This is a genomic window from Pseudocitrobacter sp. 73, from assembly GCF_008369545.1.
GTDB classification, from domain to species: domain Bacteria; phylum Pseudomonadota; class Gammaproteobacteria; order Enterobacterales; family Enterobacteriaceae; genus Pseudocitrobacter; species Pseudocitrobacter vendiensis.
In genome coordinates, this window is record NZ_VTZO01000011.1 from 1 (window position 1) to 23395 (window position 23395).

The 23395-nt window shown below is 46.4% G+C and carries 12 protein-coding genes, 2 pseudogenes and 1 riboswitch; of the genes and pseudogenes, 6 read left to right on the plus strand and 8 right to left on the minus strand.

Annotated features, from left to right (window positions below):
* Positions 1–700 (minus strand): annotated as a pseudogene (locus F0Q32_RS13290) (IS3 family transposase); the annotation flags it as partial.
* 564 nt (positions 701–1264) lie between these two features.
* A complete protein-coding gene (locus F0Q32_RS13295; RefSeq protein ID WP_063430230.1) occupies positions 1265–1894 on the minus strand; it encodes a hypothetical protein in 630 nt (209 codons plus the stop codon).
* Between the two features lie 294 nt (positions 1895–2188).
* Between F0Q32_RS13295 and F0Q32_RS26540 the strand changes: the two are divergent.
* Positions 2189–2623, plus strand: a pseudogene (locus tag F0Q32_RS26540) (hypothetical protein); the annotation flags it as partial.
* Here F0Q32_RS26540 and F0Q32_RS13305 read toward each other — a convergent pair.
* The 4 genes from F0Q32_RS13305 to F0Q32_RS13320 all read right to left on the minus strand — a co-directional run bounded on the left by F0Q32_RS13305 (position 2576) and on the right by F0Q32_RS13320 (position 14854).
* Positions 2576–8641 carry an ATP-binding protein gene (locus F0Q32_RS13305; RefSeq protein ID WP_149463459.1) on the minus strand — a complete coding sequence of 2022 codons (6066 nt, stop codon included), beginning with the start codon at positions 8639–8641 and terminating at the stop codon, positions 2576–2578. The pseudogene F0Q32_RS26540 and the gene F0Q32_RS13305 sit on opposite strands and share 48 nt — an antisense overlap.
* A 317-nt stretch (positions 8642–8958) precedes the next feature.
* A complete protein-coding gene (locus F0Q32_RS13310; protein WP_149463460.1) occupies positions 8959–12021 on the minus strand; it encodes a DEAD/DEAH box helicase in 3063 nt (1020 codons plus the stop codon).
* A 959-nt stretch (positions 12022–12980) separates the two neighbouring features.
* Positions 12981–13772, minus strand: coding sequence for an MBL fold metallo-hydrolase (locus F0Q32_RS13315; protein ID WP_188016864.1), 792 nt, complete (start codon positions 13770–13772; stop codon positions 12981–12983).
* An 89-nt stretch (positions 13773–13861) separates the two neighbouring features.
* Complete coding sequence (locus tag F0Q32_RS13320) at positions 13862–14854, minus strand: hypothetical protein (RefSeq protein ID WP_149463461.1); 993 nt, start codon at positions 14852–14854, stop codon at positions 13862–13864.
* A 279-nt stretch (positions 14855–15133) separates the two neighbouring features.
* On the opposite strand from F0Q32_RS13320, the gene F0Q32_RS13325 reads away from it, so the two are divergent.
* Entirely contained in the window at positions 15134–16018 is an 885-nt protein-coding gene (locus tag F0Q32_RS13325; protein WP_149463462.1) for an SDR family oxidoreductase, read from the plus strand.
* 45 nt (positions 16019–16063) lie between these two features.
* Here F0Q32_RS13325 and F0Q32_RS13330 read toward each other — a convergent pair whose 3' ends face one another.
* Complete coding sequence (locus tag F0Q32_RS13330; RefSeq protein WP_149463533.1) at positions 16064–17527, minus strand: aspartate aminotransferase family protein; 1464 nt, start codon at positions 17525–17527, stop codon at positions 16064–16066.
* 15 nt (positions 17528–17542) lie between these two features.
* Positions 17543–18928: a diaminobutyrate--2-oxoglutarate transaminase gene (locus tag F0Q32_RS13335; protein WP_041686241.1), complete on the minus strand. Its 1386-nt coding sequence runs from the start codon at positions 18926–18928 to the stop codon at positions 17543–17545.
* Positions 18929–19543: 615 nt separating this feature from the next.
* Here F0Q32_RS13335 and lysC point away from each other — a divergent pair.
* From lysC to lysM, 4 genes are all read left to right on the plus strand, one after another.
* Entirely contained in the window at positions 19544–20905 is a 1362-nt protein-coding gene (gene lysC / locus F0Q32_RS13340; protein WP_149463463.1) for a lysine-sensitive aspartokinase 3, read from the plus strand.
* A 100-nt stretch (positions 20906–21005) separates the two neighbouring features.
* Positions 21006–21284 carry a VF530 family DNA-binding protein gene (locus F0Q32_RS13345; RefSeq protein ID WP_149463464.1) on the plus strand — a complete coding sequence of 93 codons (279 nt, stop codon included), beginning with the start codon at positions 21006–21008 and terminating at the stop codon, positions 21282–21284.
* 65 nt (positions 21285–21349) lie between these two features.
* Positions 21350–22678, plus strand: coding sequence for a glycoside hydrolase family 10 protein (locus F0Q32_RS13350; RefSeq protein WP_149463465.1), 1329 nt, complete (start codon positions 21350–21352; stop codon positions 22676–22678).
* 85 nt (positions 22679–22763) lie between these two features.
* Positions 22764–23207 carry a peptidoglycan-binding protein LysM gene (gene lysM / locus F0Q32_RS13355; RefSeq protein ID WP_015964406.1) on the plus strand — a complete coding sequence of 148 codons (444 nt, stop codon included), beginning with the start codon at positions 22764–22766 and terminating at the stop codon, positions 23205–23207.
* Between the two features lie 78 nt (positions 23208–23285).
* Positions 23286–23388: riboswitch (TPP riboswitch) on the plus strand.
* Positions 23389–23395 lie beyond the last annotated feature (7 nt).

The window sequence follows — 23395 nt, forward strand, 5'->3', positions numbered from 1 at the left end:
CCCTGAACTCCGGGCACACTGTAGGTTATGTCCGTTACCCAACGCTTATCCGGAGCATCCGGATTGAACTGTCGCTGGAGCCTGTTGGGCGATACGATACTGGCCTCGCCTTTGCGTGCTCGCGGGCTCCTGTACCCGACCTGAGCCTTTATCCCGGCACGATTCATCAGTCGCCAGACTCTGTTCACTCCGCACTGTTGCCCGCTATCCCGCAAGTCCAGATGGATCTTGCGATAACCATAAACGCAACCGGACTCCAGCCAGAACTGTTTGATCTGTCCCGCCAGTCTCAGATCTACCTGGTGGCGCTGAGAATACGGTTGCTTAAACCAGACGTAAAAGCCACTGGGATGAACATTCAGCACCCTGCAGAGCAGACGAACAGGCCAGCAACGGGAGTTGTCACGAATAAAGGCGTACCTCAGTCGGACAGCTTTGCGAAGTACGCCGCGGCTTTTTTTAATATGTCCCGTTCGTCAGTAACCCGTTTCAACTCCTTCTGGAGTCGGCGAATCTCAGCCTGAGCATCTGAATGTTCTTTATTAGTGGATGAATCCGGACCGTACTTCTTTATCCAGGCGTAAAGGCTGTGGGTGGTGATATCGAGACGTGTTGCAACGCTGGAAACAGAATGACCGCGATCAATAACCTGTTTGACTGCTTCAATTTTAAACTCTTCGGGATAACGTTTACCGCTCATGGGCACCTCTCTTTAAGCCATTTTAAATGACTCTGAGGTGTCTGTTAAACCCGTGGCGATTCATTGATTTCACGTGGTCAGTGCCACGTTTTGCTGTGGTGTGTCTTATTGCTTAAAATTTTTCGTATACGAAAAAATGAAGCCGAGAATTATAGTGGGCATTTACCCTCGACTGCCCCAGTTAGCCAAATCATCGACGATTGTGGAACTTGGGCTAAATCCCATATGGCGCACCCATCGGCGTTTACGGTATCATAAAATGCGCAACTGTGGTGATTATGCAAAGCGGATGGTCATGAAAATGCCTCACCAGCGGACACATGGCACAGCGTCTGCAATGACATAGACCAGAAGAATTTTGCAATAATGCGATGGTTCATCCCCTTACTTGCCTCTTACTGCAGAAAGGCTCCGGTTTTCCGAATTTGTTTAGAGTTCGGGGTCACCTGCAGTTGCTGCTATCCTGATTATGTTCCTTGAGGAGAGTCAGGTTGCACCCAATATTGCTCCTCACGTTCTTAGAGTGTTGCTCAAAAAGAGACCTTCCCTTCAATTTCTTTCAATCTATAACTGTGAGGATGTCGAAATAGCTTCATTTGATTGCCATTCGGATTCACCGCGAAGGCGAAAATCTCTAATAGCAGCCTCTATGACATCAACGTTCAAAGCTGGCGCATCAACAATCATTTTAAGGCCGATTCCGTAGGAATAGTCAGGTAAGTAACGGTACTCACTGAAAATTTGTATCGGAGTATAAAGCGCTATTTCTTGTTCACGCTTCGAAAGATACTCAGAAAAAGTTAATCCATTGAATATTGCATAGCGAGTAAGGTGCCCTGGACTATCACGTTGCATGGTATCTAGCCTAAATTCTTCTTCACGCTGATGTGTATTCAACAAACTATAGGCTTCTTCGAAAGCTAATGAACCAACTACATCATTAAAAGCCGTCTGCGCGGTAATGATTTCAGCATTCCATAATACGTCAGGCCGGAGACCTAAAAAATAAATGTCGCTCCAATTCCAGATATTATCTTCGCTGTTATCATATTGATTTATATCGCATTCATCGTAGAAAACACCACCATAGATATGACGAGTATTCCGGAGCCGATTTTTCAGTTGAATCACTTTTTGCCGACGTTTTCGACGCGAAAGAGAGAGAAAAGAACGATGCTTCCGTATACTTGGCATTGAGACCCCTTTACTTACAGAGTTATGCTTACCTGAAAAATGGCAGTCGATCAGGATAACGGAAAAAAGCATACTTTCAAGTGTTGGCTTAAAGTTTGTGCACAGATCACATCGTCTTTCGCCGCTGACTATTTTCTTGCGCTCCGCTATCAGATCCGATATCCGGATTTGATTTTTCCAACCCTGACCTGAAATCCTGCTCCATTCAGAAAAAGAGTTCCGGCATGGCCTACGCTGCCTGAACGGAGGTGGTACCGATGAAAAAATCACCCTTCTCTTCGTCATGCAACATATCCTTCGGTTGCTGTAGCAACTGTGATTATTTTGAAACGCTGGTATTGCGCTCTCTTAAAGTTAGCTGGACAAACGCTTCCCATCTATCTGGCTACAGATGGCGTACGTAGCGCAATGGATACTCTGAATAGAGCTGCTCGGCTAGGCGATCCCAACATAGCCAACTACAAGGGGCGTAGCGTTAAGATTCAAAATTTAGTAAACCATCATGCTTTCAGATTAGTAGCACTACTATATGTATCCGATGATCGTTATACCAATCAGACTAATTTGACCCGGAAAGACCGGGAAACAATCGCTTTAAAACAAAAAGATAAGCTGGATGATAAGGCCACTGATGATGAATATGCGCTGATTAACATAAGGAGGTTCCTCAAAATCGTGTCATTAATCCAGCGAGTCGAAAGTAGTACTGAAAAGATTCTGAGCTGTCTTTATCATTTGCGCTTCGCCTTGTCGTAATTGCCGAACAGATCTGCTTGCGAAATTACGTACGGTGAGCTCACCAAACAGAGTCTGGACTTGTATCAAGCCTGCTTTGGAAAGCGTCAGATAGCAACCTTCCCCCCATATATAATCATCATCAATATCAACTGGTCCGGCGTCTCGCCAATTCACTAATCTTGCTACGACTTTTGAATTCTGGTCGGTATAAATATTAGGCATCTCGCTGCATTCATGCCATCCCAGATGCATCTGGATATTAGGGCATAATGCAATGGCATATCCCGGCGAAGACATTGTCCCGATGGAACTGACTACACGTCTGACTATTGTCGGTGCGAGGTCTTCGTCGAGTGGGATCATTTGACCCAGCCAAACGACTGCGGGCAAACTTTGATACCATGCCATGAATTTGGCATCAGAAATATGAATTTGAGGTGCGCTAATTCGATAGACCTGGTATTCAGCTCGCCGGGTATCATGCATTTTGAATTGTGAAACCTCGGCTATTACGAATTCATCGGCACGATCTCTCCAGGGTTTTACATCCTCTTCAACCAAATTTGTCCACATTTCTTCAGCTTCACTCCACGGGGCATCCTTGACTTTCAGCGGTCGCCTAATGCCAGTTGGTCGGATTTGCATTTCAGGGCGAGGTGCTGGCGGAAGTGCTGCATCCAATTGTTCCAGTAGCGATGGTTTATCCCTTGGTGAGAGCAAGCCTGCCAAGCTCAGCTCTCCAGCGACATGACGAAGTGCCAGTATGCCAATGTAAGCATGGGGCTTAAGATAGGAGATTTGCATTGAGAGTGTGCGTAACTGAGATTCGGTCTTTTTTGTTGCTCCAGGGCCAAAGGCTGCCAGCCCTCCCCATTGCTGGATAAACGTTGCGGCACGCTGGCGTATGTTCATTTCCTCACAATCAGCCAGCTCTGCAAGTCTCCTTGCAACGGGACGAAGCATTTGCGTCCATCCTAAGTCGACTTCAATACGCATCGCCCCACTCACAGGATCTAACAGAGCATGTTCATGATCAGGGTCTCCGTCGAGTGCCAATCGATATGTCAACGGCAACGGATGAAAATCAATCGATATAGGTAGCTGCCAATATTGTGCTAGCAAGCACGCAGCTTCAGCAACAGCTATATCACGATGATTCGTAAGGCCAGAGACTAAATCACCAATTTCAGCTGCAAAGTGGTTCTGTTTTAGCAAAAGCAAAACTTGCAATGCCTGGAGTGGTTCATCAAGGGGGCCAGTCAGGAGTCGTGTGATAGTGTGCTCAAATACGATTTGCCCTCCTGTTGAATGTTCCGCCAGAATTAGTGCAGTTTTCTCTGCATGTTGTCGAGCTTCGGTGATAGGCAATCGTAATGAAAAATGGAGCAATTCCGCGAGTAACTCTTCGTCGGTTATATTTTCATTCTCAAATTCGAAAATTTCACCAATACGGTGTTCGCGAGTGAAAGACATCTGCTCTGCTAAGATAGACCAAACGGCGGGCCAGTCTGGCGACTCACAGATCACAGGAAGAATGTCGGCCATATCTGTTAGCAACGACATGGTGCTTTCTTTCCCCGCCACAATTGAACTGATGAAGTCTTCATATGCTTCATGATGAATTGCTGCGCCATCGAGTAGCTTACGCGCGCGGAAGAGACGGAATCGATTTCCTCCTAACCATTGGCTCCATGACATCTCCCGGTCACTACTGGTATCGTAATCATCAACTAATTTTCTGGCTAACGTAGTGTCCCCCGCATTAACTAGCCGCTCTGCAACCAAAAAACGACAACGTGCATCCGACTGCAGGCAATGCCAGCGCTCATACATTTTCACCACCTTGTCTAATGCGGCGGACTTTGCAAGCTCACAAAAACGATAAGGCGCATGATACTCAGGTTCTGAATCATTTGATTCAAATGCCTGTTGAAGTTCGTCAAGGGTTGAAGCCTCGTCGTACTTTTGTGGCGTGTAGGAGCGGCGGGCTTCGGGGGCCTCTGAAGTCCATCGAGTAATGGCATTATCAAGTTGGTTATCGGTATAACCGTGTCTCAATGCCGCCTTGCTCAGGCGATTTAATAGTGTGAGTCGCTCGTGAGCTCGACTATGAACCTGGATTGCCGGTAATAGAATTGATACCAGTTTGGCAATCGATGAAGGCCCCGCTGCATTTGCAGCAACGTCAATATAATTGCCTACATGTGTAGGGTCACGATAATAGGGTTCAATGTAGAATGGAAGGCATAGCCCGCACCAAATTGGTGTACAGAGAAACACCATTTCAGGACGGCGTTCTAGCATACCAATTACCAGTTCATTTACCTGATTTGGCCATGGAATCAGCCCCCAGTTGCTGAGTTTCTGTGCCACGGTATAACCACTGTGCGCATTCATACGCATTGCTTCATTGATTAACACTTCTGTCAAACGATATGCGGCAGATGCTCCCTCGGTTTCCTTCATACCATCAACCTGTCGTATCAACTGACCTATTCGTTGAGCACGGTGTTCTGGGTCTGCCGCATTGGCCAAAATCAATATGTCTTTCCAGACAGAGTATAAAGGGTCCTTACGCGCTGCCAGAGCGTAGCCTAAACAGTGGTCATGTATCGAAGCAAGTAAGTTTAGTGCCCGGTCAACATCACCAATTGCAGCAAAGCTGTTTGCCAGAACTGACAGGGTCTCGAGTTGTTCGCTAGGTGTATTTTCTACCAACTCGTTTACCATATGCTCAAGTCTGGCGGCCGCCCTTTCACGGTCACCGTCAGCCTGATACATTGCCAATGCTATTTCACGCCGGAGTAGTGTATTGCCTTTTAATATTAAAGCAGGCATTACATTATCAATTTCATTTAGTACTGAATTATATTCGACCTTACCACGCAGCGCAGAAATTTTAATTAATGTACAAATCAGTGGTGATGTAGCTGTCAATGCCAATTGAGCCTGATAGGTATCGTTTCCAGAATGGCTATTGAGTTGCATTACATATCTCATCACCATGCGACAGACCATTTGAATATTTCCAGAAGGAATGCATGATGCATTTATTATGGACAGCCCCAACAAGCGTCCCGTTTCTGAAGCATGTGTCTGCAGCGGTCGTAAGATAGCGTGTGTGGAGGTGACTACGTCGGGCAGGGATTTGCCGAGCAAAACGCAAAGTTGCGCATGTTCCATGGCTGCAAGAGTCAGTGCTTTTGTTGATTCTAATTCATTGTCTCCCATCGAAATTGCAGGTGCAAAAAGGTTTTCGAATAATATTGAAGCCAGATCGGTGCAACCCGAGGTGGCATAAAATAATGCAATCGATCTTCGCCCGCCATTAGAAACATCATTAAAATCAGACAATGCCATGGCAGTCTTAAATAATTCCAATGCTAAGATATTATTTCCTCTGTCTCTAGCAGTAAATCCAGCCTGAGTCATCAAAACCGGTATCTCTTGCTCATGAATGCCATACTGATTGCAGGTATCCTGAATATTAACGTCTGCTTGCCAGTTAACAATTGCCTCGACCACTGTCCACTTTAACTGTTCGCGAATAGAGGTAATATTTTCATCTGTTGATACACTTGTGGTGTGTTTTAACCCCTCAACGGTCAAATAGTCTATTGCCTGCTTAATTTGCTCAGAGTCGCGGAAGTGAAAAACTCGTTTTGCCCATTTTTTGAATTCTTGTAGATTATGCGAGTCCCCATAGTGCTCGAATCTGGGGGTATGCAAGTGAGACAATGGCTCAAGGTGCTCAAACAGTTCTTTCGCGCGGTCAAAATCACCCTGTTCCAAAAGCAGGTCAACAACTTCATAGCCCGCATTGGGAAAGTCCTGGACGAAAGAGATCGCCGCATCAATATCGCCAACTTTTAACATCGCGCGCGGAAGTTCATTAGCATACTCCAGTGCTTGAGTTCGTCTGGATATCTCTTCACGGCAAAGTAGCAACCGTGTGGCAATTACACCATCATACGTGGAACGTGCAGCAATCAGAGCCAAGTGGATGTCCGAATCAATCTCTGAACAGGAACGTCCATGTGCAAACTGGTGTCGAAAATATGCTGGCGTTGCGAGCACCAGAAGTTCATCACGCTCTCCTGACCGGGCGAGATAGCGCAGTGTTAGCCAGGACTGTAATGAATGCTCTGGTGCATGACGAGATAGTTCAGCTAATTCACGATAAATATGTTGTGAATAGGTTTCATCTATACTGCCCAGTGTTATCTTTGGTTTGGAGAGCACAAATAGACGGAAGCTGTTATGGAATACAGTCCACCCCTTTGAGGTTTCCTTGAGTAAATGCCGGACGGTCTTTAAGGTACGCTCTATCGCCTGAGCATCTACGATTGTTGCCAGCAATTTCAGCGGCATCGGAGCTTCGATACGGGCAATGAAACCCAGAACATGCATAACATCAGGGTCGTTTGCGATTTCTCTCCAGGCGGATGCGTAAACTGATTCAATATCGCCATTAAATTCCATCCCTCCGGCGAGGATGCATGATGTGTCCTGTTCATCTGCCGATAACAGTGCCTTAATGAGATAATTGGCCGCCAGCGGATGACCGCGGCTAAGTTCATAAAGTTTTACACGCGAAATGGTTGAATCAAGACCCAAAACGTCTGCCATCCTGGCGACCGCCACTCTCTCAAGTGGATGCATTGTTACGAGACGATCCGGATGCCCAGCCTGTTCCTGTACTGCGGGTTTGAGATGCCTGAGTTCCAGTCGCTGGGTACCAAGTATAAATGTCACGCCCAAAGGGATGGCTGCAGGCAGCGGCAATTCGCCTAACAGCGAATGGGCTGGTAGTTCTTCGCGGGGGATATGATCCAGCCCATCAACAATAATGATGGTTCTTACTGTATCACGTTGATAACGCTCGCCAGCTTGTTTGAGCAGTTCACCGAATTGTTCGCGCCTTTCAAATTGGCTGCTGTCTCGAAGGCGAAGCCCAGGCAGCCCGCTGCTGCGTAACTGGGCAGAAATGTCTTCGAAGAAATCATCAGCTTCCCCGCGTCCTACACCTTGCGCAGCTCCCGGTATGAAAGCCAGATAGCGCACGACCCGAGTGTTATATTCGGTAGCCAGGGTTGTCTGTAGCAAGGTCGATTTCCCCGAACCTGGAGGCCCAATCAATGCCACATAGCCCTGGATTGTGTTGCGTATCGTCTGGAGAAGTTGTAGTTCCGTATCGCGGTTGCGTTGGACGTGAGCACCGATGGGAAAGCGATGTACGTGGCGTGTTTTGGTCGGATCTTTCCACCCTAGTTCATTTAATAGTTCTTCACAGGACCATCGGTCCCTATCTCGTTTATCGGAGACCAACTGAGGTAATATTTTTGCTATATCAGACGCCAGTCTCGCTTGTTCTGCACTGAGTTTATGAAATTGTATAAAATCTGCTGCTGAGCCATGAATTATGCGCAACGCATGAAAAAATCTCTCGAAATCATCGCCACCTAGGCAAGAATGTTGAAACAATATTTCGACTAAACCGCCCCAGTTACTGTAGCGCCATTCCTCAAGCGTGCGTTTGGGAAAATGTTCAAACTCATCAAGGAAGGCAGCACTGTGAGCTGGAGCTTCCATTCCGGGGGCGTCGTTTACTGATGGATAGTCGTTGACAACTAAACGAATTTCTACGTGAGACGTTGGGTTAGCACTACAAAGATTTTGCCAGGCGCAAACTAATGGCTTAAGCAGACCATCAGCCCCTACTAAGAGTGTCTGTACTGTAAATGTACCTGGGAAACGGGACGTTTTGAACTGGTGCCCAACGATAAGGCCATTAAATCCAAGTACTAAATCATCAGCGATACCCGCACTGCGGTCCGCCACGCCTATCCACTCCAATTGCCCACGCTCTAATTCAGCATAAATGGCTGCACCGGCTCTTTCATATTGGCCCATATAGCCACGCATTGCCCGGCGCTCGCCCTCTGCTGGGGGCAAGGTTTTTGTTTTCTCAATCTTCATTGATGAATCGGGCTTTTCATTTAAAGTCATTCGCTATGCCGCCTAATGATCTCGATTTGCCAAACCAGACAAACAATTCTGGTGTACTTTTTTGCGCAGGTAATAGAGTGCACAGATTATCGTACATTGGCATATTCTATTCTTTACTATGCTTATAAAGGTCGAAGACCCACTGTAAGCATCCCTGCATATCGGTCCATTCACTTTTAGAGATCATCCGGCATACTGGTTTTGTTCTGATAGGAGATTGCCATGCGCAAAGCACGATTCACCGAACACCAGACCATCATTATTCTGAATTCCGTCGAAGCTCGACGCACCGTTAAGGATCTCTGTCGCGAAATTTCTTATGGAGAAACAAAAAATTTAAGATCTATACCAAGACTTTTGGATTGTAATAGCCATGAGTCTATAAGTTGATATGATTGCATTGATTCTTGTGATTTTTTCACTACTGAAGGATTAAATTGTGACTTAAAATGACTCAATGAAAATCCGTTACCAACAACGATCCATATTTCTTTTCTTACTAATGAACTGGCTCTTCGTTTGTTTATCTTTTCTAAGACATCATTTATGTCGTGATTAATATTGAAAGTTCCCTCAAACAATCTTATTCTACTGTCTAATTCTATATTATGCTTATTACCTCCTAATTTTGGCCAAGGATTTCTCAGCCTAGTTAAATTGGCAAATTGTAAATTTTTATCATTACTAATCAAGTAATGTATGTTTTTTATCGCTTGGCTACCGACTTCGCAAATCGAACCTGCTGAAGATTCAGGTTTTCCTGCGGCACCGCATTTTATGTGTACATAGATAAGTTTGTCTTTGGAAGAAAGAACAAAATCAGCTGGTTCTGTATCCATATCCGTACAAAGAATCAAATCAACATTAGGGATATATTGATAAAATGGTCCCAATTGAGATAGTTGCACAGATTTAGTTCTCAGGTTTGACAGTTGATCTATCAAATAAAATATCGATGAGGGGCTAAAACTAGTTCCGATCAATCCATCCTCATCTTTTTCTGATAATCCACCTGACAACAAATCTTGTAATTCTACAAATCTCGAGAAAAATTCATCTGCAACTCTTGCATTGTCTGTGGGGAGAGTAAATTTATAAAACAGACCATTTAAGTAAGTGATTCCATTGTCAAATATTAATTTCACGGTGTTATTGTTAAAAATATCACTTTCATTAACAACTTCATTATCAACCATAAAGGTTAGAGTTTGATTACGTGTTTTTAATTCACCTTTGTCAACATAAAAATCTAGTTCTCGAGGTAAGAATATCGCTGACCTTATGGCCCCCCCCATCTTTGATAGATTACTTCCATTGGTGTTTATAACAAGCGGAAGTAGTGTTTTGTCAAAAAAAGAAATGCCAAAATTATATTTTTTAAATAGATAGTTTGATGTTATTTTTTTGTGCTTGCCATTAAAATACACTTTCAACAAACCGTTATAGTTGCTTAGATCAATAATACAAGCAACTGGTTTTTCAGTAGGTATACCATCAACAGTTTGAGCAAACGAATTAAGAAATGAACTAGATACTTTGTTAGCGCCTTCTAAATTGGTTTTTACATCATTAACCCATTCACAAAACCTTTCAAAACTAAATTGTCTTTCTTTTTGATCACTAACACGGCCGGATCCTACGCCTAAATAATATGAGGACATAATCGAAAGATCATCATGAAGATTAGAACCTATTGTAGTTGATACTGCATAGCTTCCATTGGCTTGAGTTGAAGTCGTTGACTCTAACCTATCAGACACATAAAGAATACTTTCTGCTTGCTGTGAATTAATCTGTATAGCCCTTGTGCTAGCTTGCGTTGTTTTAGATTTTTCATTTAGCGAAATTAGCTTAAATAGCTTATCCGGGCCAACTGGTTGTCTGATACCTAATTCAATTCTTTTATTGTATTTTCTACCGCGACTATCATAAATCGCAACAATATCACCTACTTCACGTATAATTACAAACTCAAGTGATGGTTGAAAGAATAACGTATCCTTAAGAAATCTGGAACTGTCAAAACAAACTGATGTAATGATGCCAGAGTCACTATCAATTTTTGATAAAGACCCTTCTCTTGTAAATTCCCAATATATTTTATCTAAACAATCAATTAGATTAAAGCCCTTATCTTTGTAATAAAAACATACTGACGCGAGAGGTATTTTTAAGGATGTGGAAGGGTTGAATGTTTTGAAGTCAAATTTCTTTTTATATGTCGCGTCAAAATAACTAATTTCCGGAAATGCGTCTAAATACTTTTCAACTAAAGATGCTGTATTTAAAGTATTAATGAATTTCCTTAAAGATGTTTTATCCGTCAAGTAATTATCAAATTCTTGGTAGTTCTCCCATAAATCAACGTTGGTGCACTCATTGTAGTCTATAACCAGTGGGCTTTTGTCTTTGTACCACCTTACAACACGCCCCATTGTTTGTACTAATTCCTTACCACTCCGAACACTATAGGTTAATATTAGTAGTTTTGCATTCGGAAGATCGATACCTTCATCTAACATACGTTGATGAATTAGTATTTTATAAGGGCTTTCAGATAAATTGCTTGGTACATTATATAAATTCTCATCCAGTGGTGAAGTCTCAAATTGTCTATGAATCGCAAGCGTTTTAAATTCATCTTTAAAAAGATTATAATATTCGCATATGTTTTTAAAATTATCACACTTGACAATACACAATGTATCACTATTTTTGTTTAAGTAATCCCTTACTACACTGACTAAATCTTCCTTTTTTGCTTTTGCAAAAACAGGTGCTGATATTATGCCTTCTTCTATGGCATTTTTGTATGTATATATATATGAGTGATCTGTATCAATATCAAAACTAAATAAGTCGTTTCGGTATGGTGTGGCAGTCACTATTATTTTTTTTGCTTTAAACTTACGAATAATTCCTCCCCATTCTGGCGATGGTTCGGAATGACCTTCATCAATAATGATCAACTCAAATTCATCACAGATTTTATTGATCTCATCACTGTTGATTTTTAGCAATTTTTGGAAGGTAGTGCAAAATATCCCACTGTTACTTTCTTTATTGATGTCATTATGCACATCTTTAATTGTAAGTGATTTAGATTTACCAGAATCGGTTAGTTTAGTAAAAAAATCACCTCTAATCTGTTTATACAACTGATCACAAACAGCTCTTCGATATGTAACAATTAATATGTTTTTATATTTACTGAATTGACTTAGACAACATATAACACCACTTTTCCCTGCACCTGTCGGCAAGCTTATAAGACATGATCCAGATGAGCGCGATCTAAAATATTTTGCAGCTACACCAATACTTTCCACTTGACATGATCTGAGTTTTTCTTCTACTTCAGTAGGTGTACCATTGTACATTTAAATTCCTCTTAAAATGAAAAACTGCTGGATTAGAAACTTATATAATTGTGTTTATATAAGCACGGGCAAGGGGCCGACAAATTAATTTGTCAGTTAGCTGGCTACTACGGACTGAGCTTATCTCCCTTCTGGCAAAACCAGTCAGTCTTGATTAGTACGATGAAAACAGCCATACGACTCTTTGCTCTCTTCCTCCACATGAATTCCGGCTTCTGTTAAATTAAAAGCAAAAATTTATAGTGTCGTTAGGCATGAGATCTAAGGCTGCATACGATTTAAATTAGGTTTTAAAATTTACCGCGTTAGTGCAATATGTACTTTATTCATGCGCCCTAGAATCTACCAGCACCTCACTCACAAACTTTCTGTTTTAAATCTCCATGAGTGCATCACAGCAGTCATCGGTACGAACCGTTGATTCGCTGACATCTGTAATGACGTTCTGACAGTAAGGTATCATCAGCGTTATACGCATGAATCTCTACAAAATTCCTAGCTGATTTGCACATCCTTGTCAATAATTTAATTAAGAACGCTACCGCCCTCAGAGACATAAGCCTTGATAAAATCTATGCTATCGCAACCAATTTTTTATTCAATAGATCAATCAGATAACCATCTAATGCTATGATGTGTTCGTTGTGAAAATGTGATGTAAGATGGTTTTATGAACCGGAACTAACTGTCAGCTAATGCTAGATACATAGTTTTAGTTCATGAAGTGAATTACTCATGGAAACTTAGAATCTTTGAAAAAACAATACAGTAGCCACAAAATTATCCATGAACCTAGTTTTTACTCAACATAAGTTAAATGAAATCTGGCATCACAAATGTTCAGTTAGTAATTGGACGGTTAATCGGTTTTTTATGCCCTGCCTTGCCGTGCGCTACGTGAAACCTGAGAATCAACACGGGCAAGTCTTGCGTCAGATTTTACGTAGCGCGTCCAAAACTTACCTCAGACACTCCACATACTTTGTGGCTGAACGCTGGACTATCAATGCACCATCACCATACACATCTCTACCGCTAAACGCGCCGTGGATAATATCGAATTTAATATGCTGCAACCGCTGCGCAATGTCACTTACCGTCGCAGCAGATAGCGGCAACATGTTTGGGTAACTCCACATAAAGGATACAGAATCTCCACCTGGTGCAACCTGAATGATATCGCCAGACAGCAGCACACCCTTCCCTTTAGCATAATGAAGCACGGTTCCCCCGCTGAAATGTCCCCCCAGACGGATGAGTTGGATTTCTTCATCAAGTCTGTATGTGTCACCCTGCCAAAGTTGTATATGTGGGCTGTCTCTGACAATCCATTGCCGATCGTCAGCATGCAGATAAATTGGTGCGTCAAACGCCTCCGCCCAATCTTGCATCGTGCTGTAATAATGTGGGTGTGAAATCGCGACCGATTTGAGCCCACCCAGCGCTGAAATAAGTGTTCGGGTCGCATCATCAAGATTCGCAATGCAATCCCACAGAATATTGCCCGCTGGAGTCATTACCAGGAATGCTCGTTGGCCAATGGCAAATGCAGGTACGCTTTCCAGTGTCAACAATGTGGGCGAAAGCTGCTGCCATTGATTGCTATGGTTTGCGTGTAAGGTTTCCGGAGAAATCCATTCCTGACCAGAAACGGGAACAAATTGTCTTTCATCTTCACAAATTGTGCATCGTTCAGGGGGGCCACATTTAACTGAATAAGAGGTACCGCAGGCTTTGCAGAGAATGTTCACCATCATATTCCTTTGTTTTCCAGAAGTGATGCAGTAAATCTAATAGCAAAAACCGACCCTTGGGCCGGTTTCTGAAAATAAAATGATAATTACAGCGGTGATGTCGTCACGGCCACGTGGGTCTGACGGCGATAACCCACAGCCCCCATGGCGCCAGCAACTACGCCCATGACAATAAGCATAAAGAAGCTGTACCAACTGGCTTTGGCGGCGGCAGCTGCTGCTTTATCAGCCGCCTCGCGCGCTTTTTGCGCAGTCTCTTTTTTCAACTCCTCATATTTTTGACGAGCCGCCTGATAATTCTGCTCTGCCTGATTAACCATTTGCTCAGCCTCGGCATCACTTTTACCGGTTCGTGCAATGATTATATTTTTAAGTGCCTGACGATCTGCCGCTTCAAACGTTGCACTGTTTCTATCGGTAAGGCCCTTTATAAATTGAGTGATATCTCCGCCCTGATTCACCTGATTTTGTGCCATTTTCCCCTCATTACGTGCATTTTGCTCGAGGGCTTCAGGTTGCAATTCGGGTTTACCGGTCTGTCTTAATGTCAGCTCCAGTTGATTTTGAAAGTCATCGAGATTGATATTATTTTCATCCATTTTCTCTTTTGCTGTTTGCACAACTGACGGTGCGACAGATTTAATCCCGCTACCCACAGCCTGCATTCCTGATCCAACAATATTTAACGCACCGGTTGTCGCACTATTGGCTAACATCAGCAGAAACGTTGTACAGATAAGTGTGTTTACGCCAAAAACGAGTACACCATGCACTGCGCCGTGACGGTAAGCGAGCCAACCACCGATAAAACCGCCTACTGCAGCGGAAATTATCATGCTAATTCCCGTCCAGATAGCCGCGCCAGTCGCCAGCCCATTGAGTGGATTTTCCTCCTGGAGCGGATCAACCGTGGTTGCGCCAATCGCCGAACCCAGAATAATGAGAAGTAAATAGACAACAATGGAGATAACGACACCCGCGAAGACAGCGCTCCAAGATATTTTTTTAAAAGCAGAAGTGCTCACCGTCGGATAAAGAGTATCGTATTCTCTCTCTTCAATATGTTGATAATTAGCCATTTCAATCTCCACTATTGCGTTAATTCAGGTACATTCAGGTCATGACTTATAAAACCAACGATCAATTTAAGCGTAGCCTTGATTGAAATAATTGAATGCATAATTAATCTAATAGGAATTTTCAACCATGGAGACGGATTTTCGTATCTGAGATAAATTCAGCACTCCAAAATTCTGGGGGCCCAGAATGGAATCACTGATAAATCTGAATTAATGAAATTTGCAACGCAACTCTCTTACACAGACTATTATTTATATTCACTACATAAGGAGCCCGGTATGACTTCAGGAAATAACACAAAGCTACATTACCCTCGTCCACCATTTGTTGAACAACCTCAGCAAATGCCTGGGTTGGCCTCGGAAATGAAGCCATTACCGGATCATGGAGAAACCAGTTATATCGGTTCGGGTAAACTTGCCGGTAAAAAAGCGCTGATCACCGGCGGAGATTCAGGAATTGGTCGGGCAGTGGCTATTGCTTACGCCAGAGAAGGCGCCGATGTTGCCATTGGTTATTTACCTCAAGAAGAATCGGATGCTGCAGCTGTTATCGCCCTGATTCAGGCTGAGGGACGTAAGGCTGTCGCCATCCCAGGGGATATTCGCGTGGAGTCTTTTTGTGACACGCTGATTGAGCACGCAGTCAATGCCTTAGGTGGGTTGGATATTCTGGTGAATAATGCCGGCAGACAGCAATACTGCGATGCCATTGAGGATCTCACTACCGCTGATTTTGATGCCACGTTTAAAACCAACGTTTATGCCCCCTTCTGGATAACTCGCGCTGCTGTGCCCCATTTGGCAGAAGGTGCGGTGATTATTAATACCTCTTCCGTACAGGCTTTTAAACCCAGCGAAATTCTACTGGACTATGCACAGACTAAAGCCTGCAACGTAGCATTCACAAAATCATTAGCAAAACAACTCGGCCCCCGCGGGATCCGCGTCAATGCGGTAGCGCCTGGCCCTTATTGGACACCGTTGCAGTCCAGTGGCGGTCAGCCCCAGGAGAAGGTTCAGCACTTTGGTGAAGACACGCCATTAGGCAGACCCGGTCAGCCTGTTGAGATTGCGCCGTTATATGTTCTACTGGCATCCGACAGTTGTTCATATGCTTCCGGGCAGGTGTGGTGTTCTGATGGCGGAACAGGCGTAGCATAAAAAAAAGCCTCTGTGAAAACAGAGGCTTAATTTATTTCGCTAATATCAACGCGTTAAAAGCTTCTCAGCCGTCTCTTTCACGCTCGCCAGCAGAACTTTGACATCTTCCAGGCAAACGGTCGGGTTCAGCAGTGTCAGTTTCAGGCACGTCACACCGTCAGCTTCTGTGACACCGACGTTAGCCGCGCCGGATGCCAGCAGCACGTCACCGATACGCTGGTTGAGCAACGCAACAAACGCAGCATCTCCCGCTTCCGGGCGGAAACGGAACAACACGCTGGCCAGCTGTGGCTGCATAACCAGTTCCAGGTGCGGCTGTGCGGAAACAAATTCTGCGACCTGCTGCGCCAGAGTTACACCGTTATCAATGATTTCGGCATACTGCTTTTTACCCAGCGCTTCAAGGCCCATCCACAGTTTCAGCGCATCGAAACGACGGGTCGTTTGCAGAGATTTGGACACCAGGTTTGGCACGCCCTGCTCTTCATCAAAGTCAGAGTTCAGGTACGCTGCCTGGTAACGCATCAGTTCATAATGACGCGCATCTTTCAGTAAGAAAGCGCCACAGCTGATGGTCTGGAAGAACTGCTTATGGAAATCAAGCGTGACAGAGTCAGCGGATTCGAGGCCGTTCAGGTAGTGACGGTATTTCTCAGAGAGCAGCAGCGCCCCGCCCCACGCGGCATCCACGTGGACCCAGATATTCTCGGCCGCAGCCAGCTCCGTGATCTCGACCAGCGGATCGATAGCACCGGCGTCGGTGGTTCCCGCCGTAGCGACGATCGCCATCACCTGCTCGCCATTGGCCTTCGCCTGGGCCAGTTTGGCTTTCAGGTCGGCCATGTCCATGCGAGAATATACGTCGGTTTTCACCTGAGTCACTGAGCGATAACCCAGGCCCATCAGCGCCATATTCTTCTGCACAGAGAAGTGTGCGCTTTCAGAGCAGAACACTTTGATCTTACTGAGATCGCCGGTCAAACCATTCTGCTGAATGGAATGCCCCTGACGAGCAAAGAAAGCGTCGCGCGCCAGCATTAACCCCATCAGGTTGCTCTGGGTGCCACCGCTGGTAAAGACGCCTGCATCGCCAGCCGGATAACCTACCTGTTCGCGCAGCCATTCGATCAGCTTCATCTCAATGATGGTGGCTGACGGGCTTTGATCCCAGGAGTCCATGCTCTGGTTGGTGGCGTTGATCAGCACTTCTGCAGCCTGGCTGATGACCAGGCTCGGGCAGTGCAGATGCGCCACACACTGCGCGTGATGCACAGAAAGGCTATCCTTCAGGAAGTACTCAACAGCACGCGCAATAGTGGCCTGGTTACCCAGGCCCTCTGCGGTGAAGTTCAGATGAATACGCTCGCGCAGCTCGTCAACGGTTTTACCCTGATACATCTCAGGTTGTTTTAACCATTCAACGACCGCTTTGCTGCTTTGCTCGATGGCATCCTGGTAGGCGGCGATGCTTTGCGCCGAACCGGACAGAATCGGGTTATTATCTGACACGTTCATTAACTCCGATTAAACCGGCTTCACGCCAGCGCCCAGCAAGGCGTTTTCAAATTTATCGAGGAAAATTTCCAGCTCAGCATTGGTGATCAGCAGAGACGGCAGCAGACGAAGTACGCAACCGTTACGACCGCCACGCTCCAGAATCAGGCCAGACTCAAAGCATTTTTTCTGCAACAGCGCAGAGAGCTCGCCATCTGCCGGGTAGCAACCCATGTGATCTTTCGCTTCGTTCGGCTTCACAATTTCCAGACCGATCATCAGACCCAGACCGCGAACGTGGCCGATGACCGGGTAACGTTTTTGCAGCTCGGCCAGTTTGCCTTTCAGCCACTCGCCTTGAGCGGCGACTTTGTCAGCAATGTTGTCGTCTTTCAGGATTTTCAGCGTGGTCAGGCCCGTGGCCATTGCCAGCTGGTTACCACGGAAAGTGCCCGTATGGTGACCCGGTGCCCAGGCGTCGAACTGCTTCTTGATACCCAGAACAGCCAGCGGCAGACCGCCACCGACAGCTTTAGACATCACGATGATGTCTGGCTCAATACCCGCATGTTCGAAGGCAAATAGTTTACCGGTACGTGCAAAGCCCGCCTGTACTTCATCGATAATCAGCAGAATGCCGTGTTCCTGGGTAACTTTACGAATGCGTTGCAGCCACTCGACCGGAGCCGGGTTAACACCGCCCTCGCCCTGCACCGCTTCGAGGATCACCGCAGCCGGTTTACGCACGCCGCTTTCTACGTCGTTGATCAGGTTTTCGAAGTAGTACGTCAGCGCTTTAACACCCGCGTCGCCGCCAATACCCAGCGGGCAGCGGTACTGATGCGGATACGGCATAAACTGCACTTCCGGCATCATGTTGGATACGGCTTCTTTCGGTGACAGGTTACCGGTGACTGAAAGCGCGCCATGCGTCATCCCGTGGTAACCGCCAGAGAAGCTGATAATGCTGGAACGACCGGTCACTTTTTTCGCCAACTTAAGTGCAGCTTCTACGGCGTCAGCGCCGGAAGGGCCGGTAAATTGCAGGCAGTACTCTTTGCCCTGACCCGGCAATAAAGAGAGTAAATAAGATGAAAATTCATCTTTTAAAGGTGTGGTAAGGTCAAGCGTATGTAACGGTAAGCCGCTGCTGATGACACTTTGAATGCTTTGAAGCACGTCAGGATGATTATGACCCAGCGCCAGGGTGCCAGCGCCTGCCAGACAATCAAGATATTGATTATTTTCAACGTCGGTGATCCAAACGCCCTGCGCTTTGGCAATCGCCAGCGGCAGTTTACGTGGATAACTTCGAACGTTGGATTCAAACTCAGCTTGTCTTGCTAAAAAGGTATCATTGCTTTGTGGTAATGAATTAGCACTTAAAGTATCAATACGGACTTTATCCGTCATCATATCACTCCCACAACCTCGGGTATTAATAACGCCGGGTTGAATTAAGGTTAAAGGGACTGCCTGTAAAAAAACGCGGCTAATATAAGTGGTTTTAGCGTAGGACTCAATCATTTATTTTAGCGATGTTTTTATTAGGATTTTTCCCTTCTGAATCAGTATGTAACGTGGGGTTCTGCTGTTCGCATACTTTAAAAATCGTTACCATTTCAGGCAAAATGTAACTGATGAACAAAACACGCACAACGTCATGTAAACCATCACATTGTCATGGCTTTATGCTTTCTTTACACATTTTTACTATTAATAACGTTCAGGAATTGCTGATAAGGCATTCTTTTTAACTGGTTTATCGATAAATATAATAAAAACATCGATCCTAAAAGATAAATCACTTACTATGGCGCGCTTATTTGCACTACACGCTAATAAATGAACTAATGCGCATCACACCGGTAACGCGTAAGAGGCATACACGTTATCGACAACGGGATGTATATCCTGGGTTGTCACCAGAAATGTTCGCGGGCGGACATTTCGTAAGGCGAAGTCACTTCCCTTATGCCGAGAATGAAAATTTTCTAGCCATCTTTTATGGCGCCCTGATATGAGATTGTTATGACACGCATTTATCCACAATTCGTCGTTGCCAAATTTGGCGGTACCAGCGTTGCTGACTTTGACGCGATGAATCGCAGTGCCAGTATTGTTCTTGCAGATGAACAGGTACGCCTGGTCGTATTGTCTGCCTCCGCCGGTGTCACTAATCTGTTAGTCGAGCTTTCTGAAGGTCTGGAAAGCGGCGACCGTATGGATAAAATCGATACTCTTCGTACCATCCAGTACAACATTATTTCCCGCCTAAAACAGCCAACGGTTATCAGTAAAGAAATAGATCAACTGCTTGATAATATTGCTCGTCTTGCTGAAACCGCGCAGGCAACGCCATCGGCTGCATTAAGCGATGAATTGGTGAGCCACGGCGAACTGATGTCGAGCCTGCTGTTTGCTGAAGTGCTTCGCGAACGCGAGGCCCAGGCTGAATGGTTTGACGCGCGCAAAGTGATTCGCACCAACGACGTTTACGGTTGTGCGGAACCGGAACTTAGCCAGGTCGCCGAACAGGTGGAAATGCACCTGCGTCCGCGTATCGAACAGGCCATCGTGATCACTCAGGGCTTTATCGGTAGCGATCACGCCGGGCATACCACGACGCTGGGGCGCGGCGGCAGCGACTACACCGCATCCCTGCTGGGCGAAGCGCTACAGGCATCACGCGTCGATATCTGGACAGATGTTGCGGGTATCTACACCACTGACCCTCGCGTTGTGCAGCAAGCCCAGCGTATCGACCACATCTCGTTCGCTGAAGCCAGCGATATGGCCGCCTTTGGGGCGAAAGTGCTGCACCCGGCAACGCTGTTGCCCGCGATGCGCAAGAATATACCGGTATTTGTCGGTTGCAGTAAAAATACCGCTGCAGGCGGCACGTTGGTGCGTCGTGAAACCGAGAATCCGCCGCTTTATCGTGCGATTGCCGTTCGCCGTAAGCAAACCTTGTTAAGGCTGCACAGTCTTCACGCGCAGCCAGCCTATGCCTTTTTTGCTGAGATGTTCGCTATTCTGGCACAGCATCAGGTGGATATTGATCTGGTTACGACCTCGGAAAGCAGCATCGCGCTGGCACTCGATCCCACCTGCGCGACATCCGGGGAAGATCACACCTTGACCACGTCACTGCTGACGGCGCTCTCCTCCCACTGTCGGGTTGAGATTGAAACCGGGCTGGCGCTGGTGACGCTGATTGGTAATCAGCTTCATCAGGGGACAGGGGTGTGTCGTGATGCCTTCGCCGAACTGGACGAACATGCGGTACGCATGATTTGTCACGGCGCATCCAATAATAATCTCAGCTTCCTGTTGCCGGGCGACACTGCCGATAGCGCCGTCGTTGCATTACACCGCAGGCTGTTCGAGTAAGCGAAATCAGGGGCGTTTCGCGCCCCTTTTCATTTCATTGCTGCAGTGCCCGCTTTCTTGTACCCTTCCCGCTTCTTTGCGCACACTTTATCGGATATTCATGACCGCTCAACATTCGAAAGATCCTTTGCACGGCGTTACGCTGGAGATGCAAATTAATGCCCTGGTGGCTCGCTACGGTTGGGAAAAACTGGGCAAACTGGTAAACATTAACTGTTTTAAGAATGACCCTGGCGTGAAATCCAGCCTCAAGTTTTTACGCCGCACGCCGTGGGCGCGAGCGGAAGTTGAAGCGCTCTATCTTGATTCCCTTGAAGACGATGAACCTCAGGACGGCGGATTTAACCCGTGGTTGCAGGGGCGTGACGATAAGATCTGATTCCCTTCCCCTGCAAATCGTAAGAGAATATCGCCTCTCAAGGGACTAGTAGAAAACGGGCGTTTATGATCATCTCTTTGCGGGGCGTCTCCCCGGTCACTCAGGTTAAAAAACTAGGCACGCTGGTTGCCGCGGCATTACTTGTTGTCAGTTGTTCGTCTAAGCCACCGAGTTCACTTGTTACATCGCCAGGCAACACATCAAAGCCCGCCGGTAAAACGCAGCAGAGTAATGAACCGATGCGCGGTATCTGGCTGGCCACGGTCTCGCGGCTCGACTGGCCGCCAGTTAACTCAGTCAATATCAGCAGCCCCGCCATTCGCATCAATAAACAGAAAGAAGCGCTGACGGCAAAGCTCGATAACCTGAAACAACTCGGTATCAATACCGTATTTTTCCAGGTAAAACCCGATGGCACCGCCCTGTGGGATTCCAAAATTTTGCCGTGGTCCGATACCTTAACCGGCAAGATTGGCGAGAACCCCGGGTACGATCCATTGCAGTTTATGCTGGATGAAGCCCATAAGCGCGGCATGAAAGTACATGCCTGGTTTAACCCGTACCGGGTGACAACCAACACCAAACCATCAACGGTAGCTGAGCTGAATCGCACGCTCTCACAGCAGCCCGCCAGTATTTTTGTCCTGCATCGCGACTGGATCCGCACATCAAGCGATCGCTTCGTCCTTGACCCCGGAATCCCGGAAGCGCGCGACTGGATAACCAGTGTTGTGGCGGAAGTGGTGGCAAAATATCCGGTCGATGGCGTGCAGTTTGATGACTACTTCTATACCGAAACGCCCGGCTCAACGCTTAACGATAACCAGACCTGGCGGCAGTATGGCCAGCAATATGCGTCAAAAGCCGACTGGCGACGCCATAACACGCAACAGCTTATCGAGCAGGTTTCACGCACCATTAAGCAGCTGAAGCCCGACGTCGAGTTTGGCGTCAGCCCGGCAGGCGTCTGGCGTAACCGCTCGCACGATCCTTTAGGGTCAGATACGCGCGGTGCGGCCGCCTACGATGAGTCTTATGCCGATACTCGTCTTTGGGTGCAACAGGGCTTGCTGGACTACATTGCCCCGCAGCTCTACTGGCCATTTGCCCGCGATGCCGCGCGCTATGATGTGCTGGCGAAATGGTGGGCGGATGTGGTGAAACCGACCAAAACGCGGCTGTATATTGGCGTGGCGCTGTATAAAGTGGGCGAACCGTCGAAAAAAGAACCTGACTGGGCGGTGAATGGCGGTGTACCCGAGCTGAGTAAGCAGATCGATCTCAATGAATCAATCCCGGAAATCAACGGGACGATTCTGTTCCGCGAAGATAATCTCAATCAACCGCAAACCCGCCAGGCGGTGAATTATCTGAAAACCCGCTGGGGCCATTAATCCCGCCTTTTGTGCGCGACGCAAACCCGGCGTCGCGCACCTCATCTGCTATGCTTACCCTGACATTCTTTACTGGAGAACGGATATGGGACTGTTTAACTTCGTGAAAGAAGCAGGTGAAAAACTGTGGGACAAACTGACGGATTCGCATCAGGACCAGGGCGAAAAAGTTACCGAGCATTTAAAGAAACTCAATATTCCGGGTGCGGATAAAGTTCAGGTGACGGTCGTCGACGGGAAAGCCAGCGTCACCGGTGATGGGCTAACCCAGGAAGAGAAAGAGAAAATTCAGGTCGCCGTCGGTAACGTTGCCGGCGTCAGTGAAGTTGAGAATAACATCACCGCTGCCGATAGCGCGGATGAAGCCACCTACTACACCGTGAAGTCCGGCGATACGCTGAGCGCGATTTCCAAAAATGTGTACGGTAATGCCAATCTGTACAACAAAATCTTTGAAGCCAACCGCCCGATGCTTTCTCATCCGGATAAAATTTATCCCGGCCAGACTTTACGCATTCCTAAAGCCTGATAACAGCACGCTTGCTGGAAGTCATTCCGGTAAGCGTTCCCCCCTCGTTGTATTCACAGAAAAAATATCGTATAAAACCTCCTGTCCGAGGGGTGTCCAGTAATGGGCTGAGATGGCGCAAGCCGAACCCTTAGAACCTGATCTGGGTCATGCCAGCGAAGGGACGGGTTAGCCATCTATTTACACAG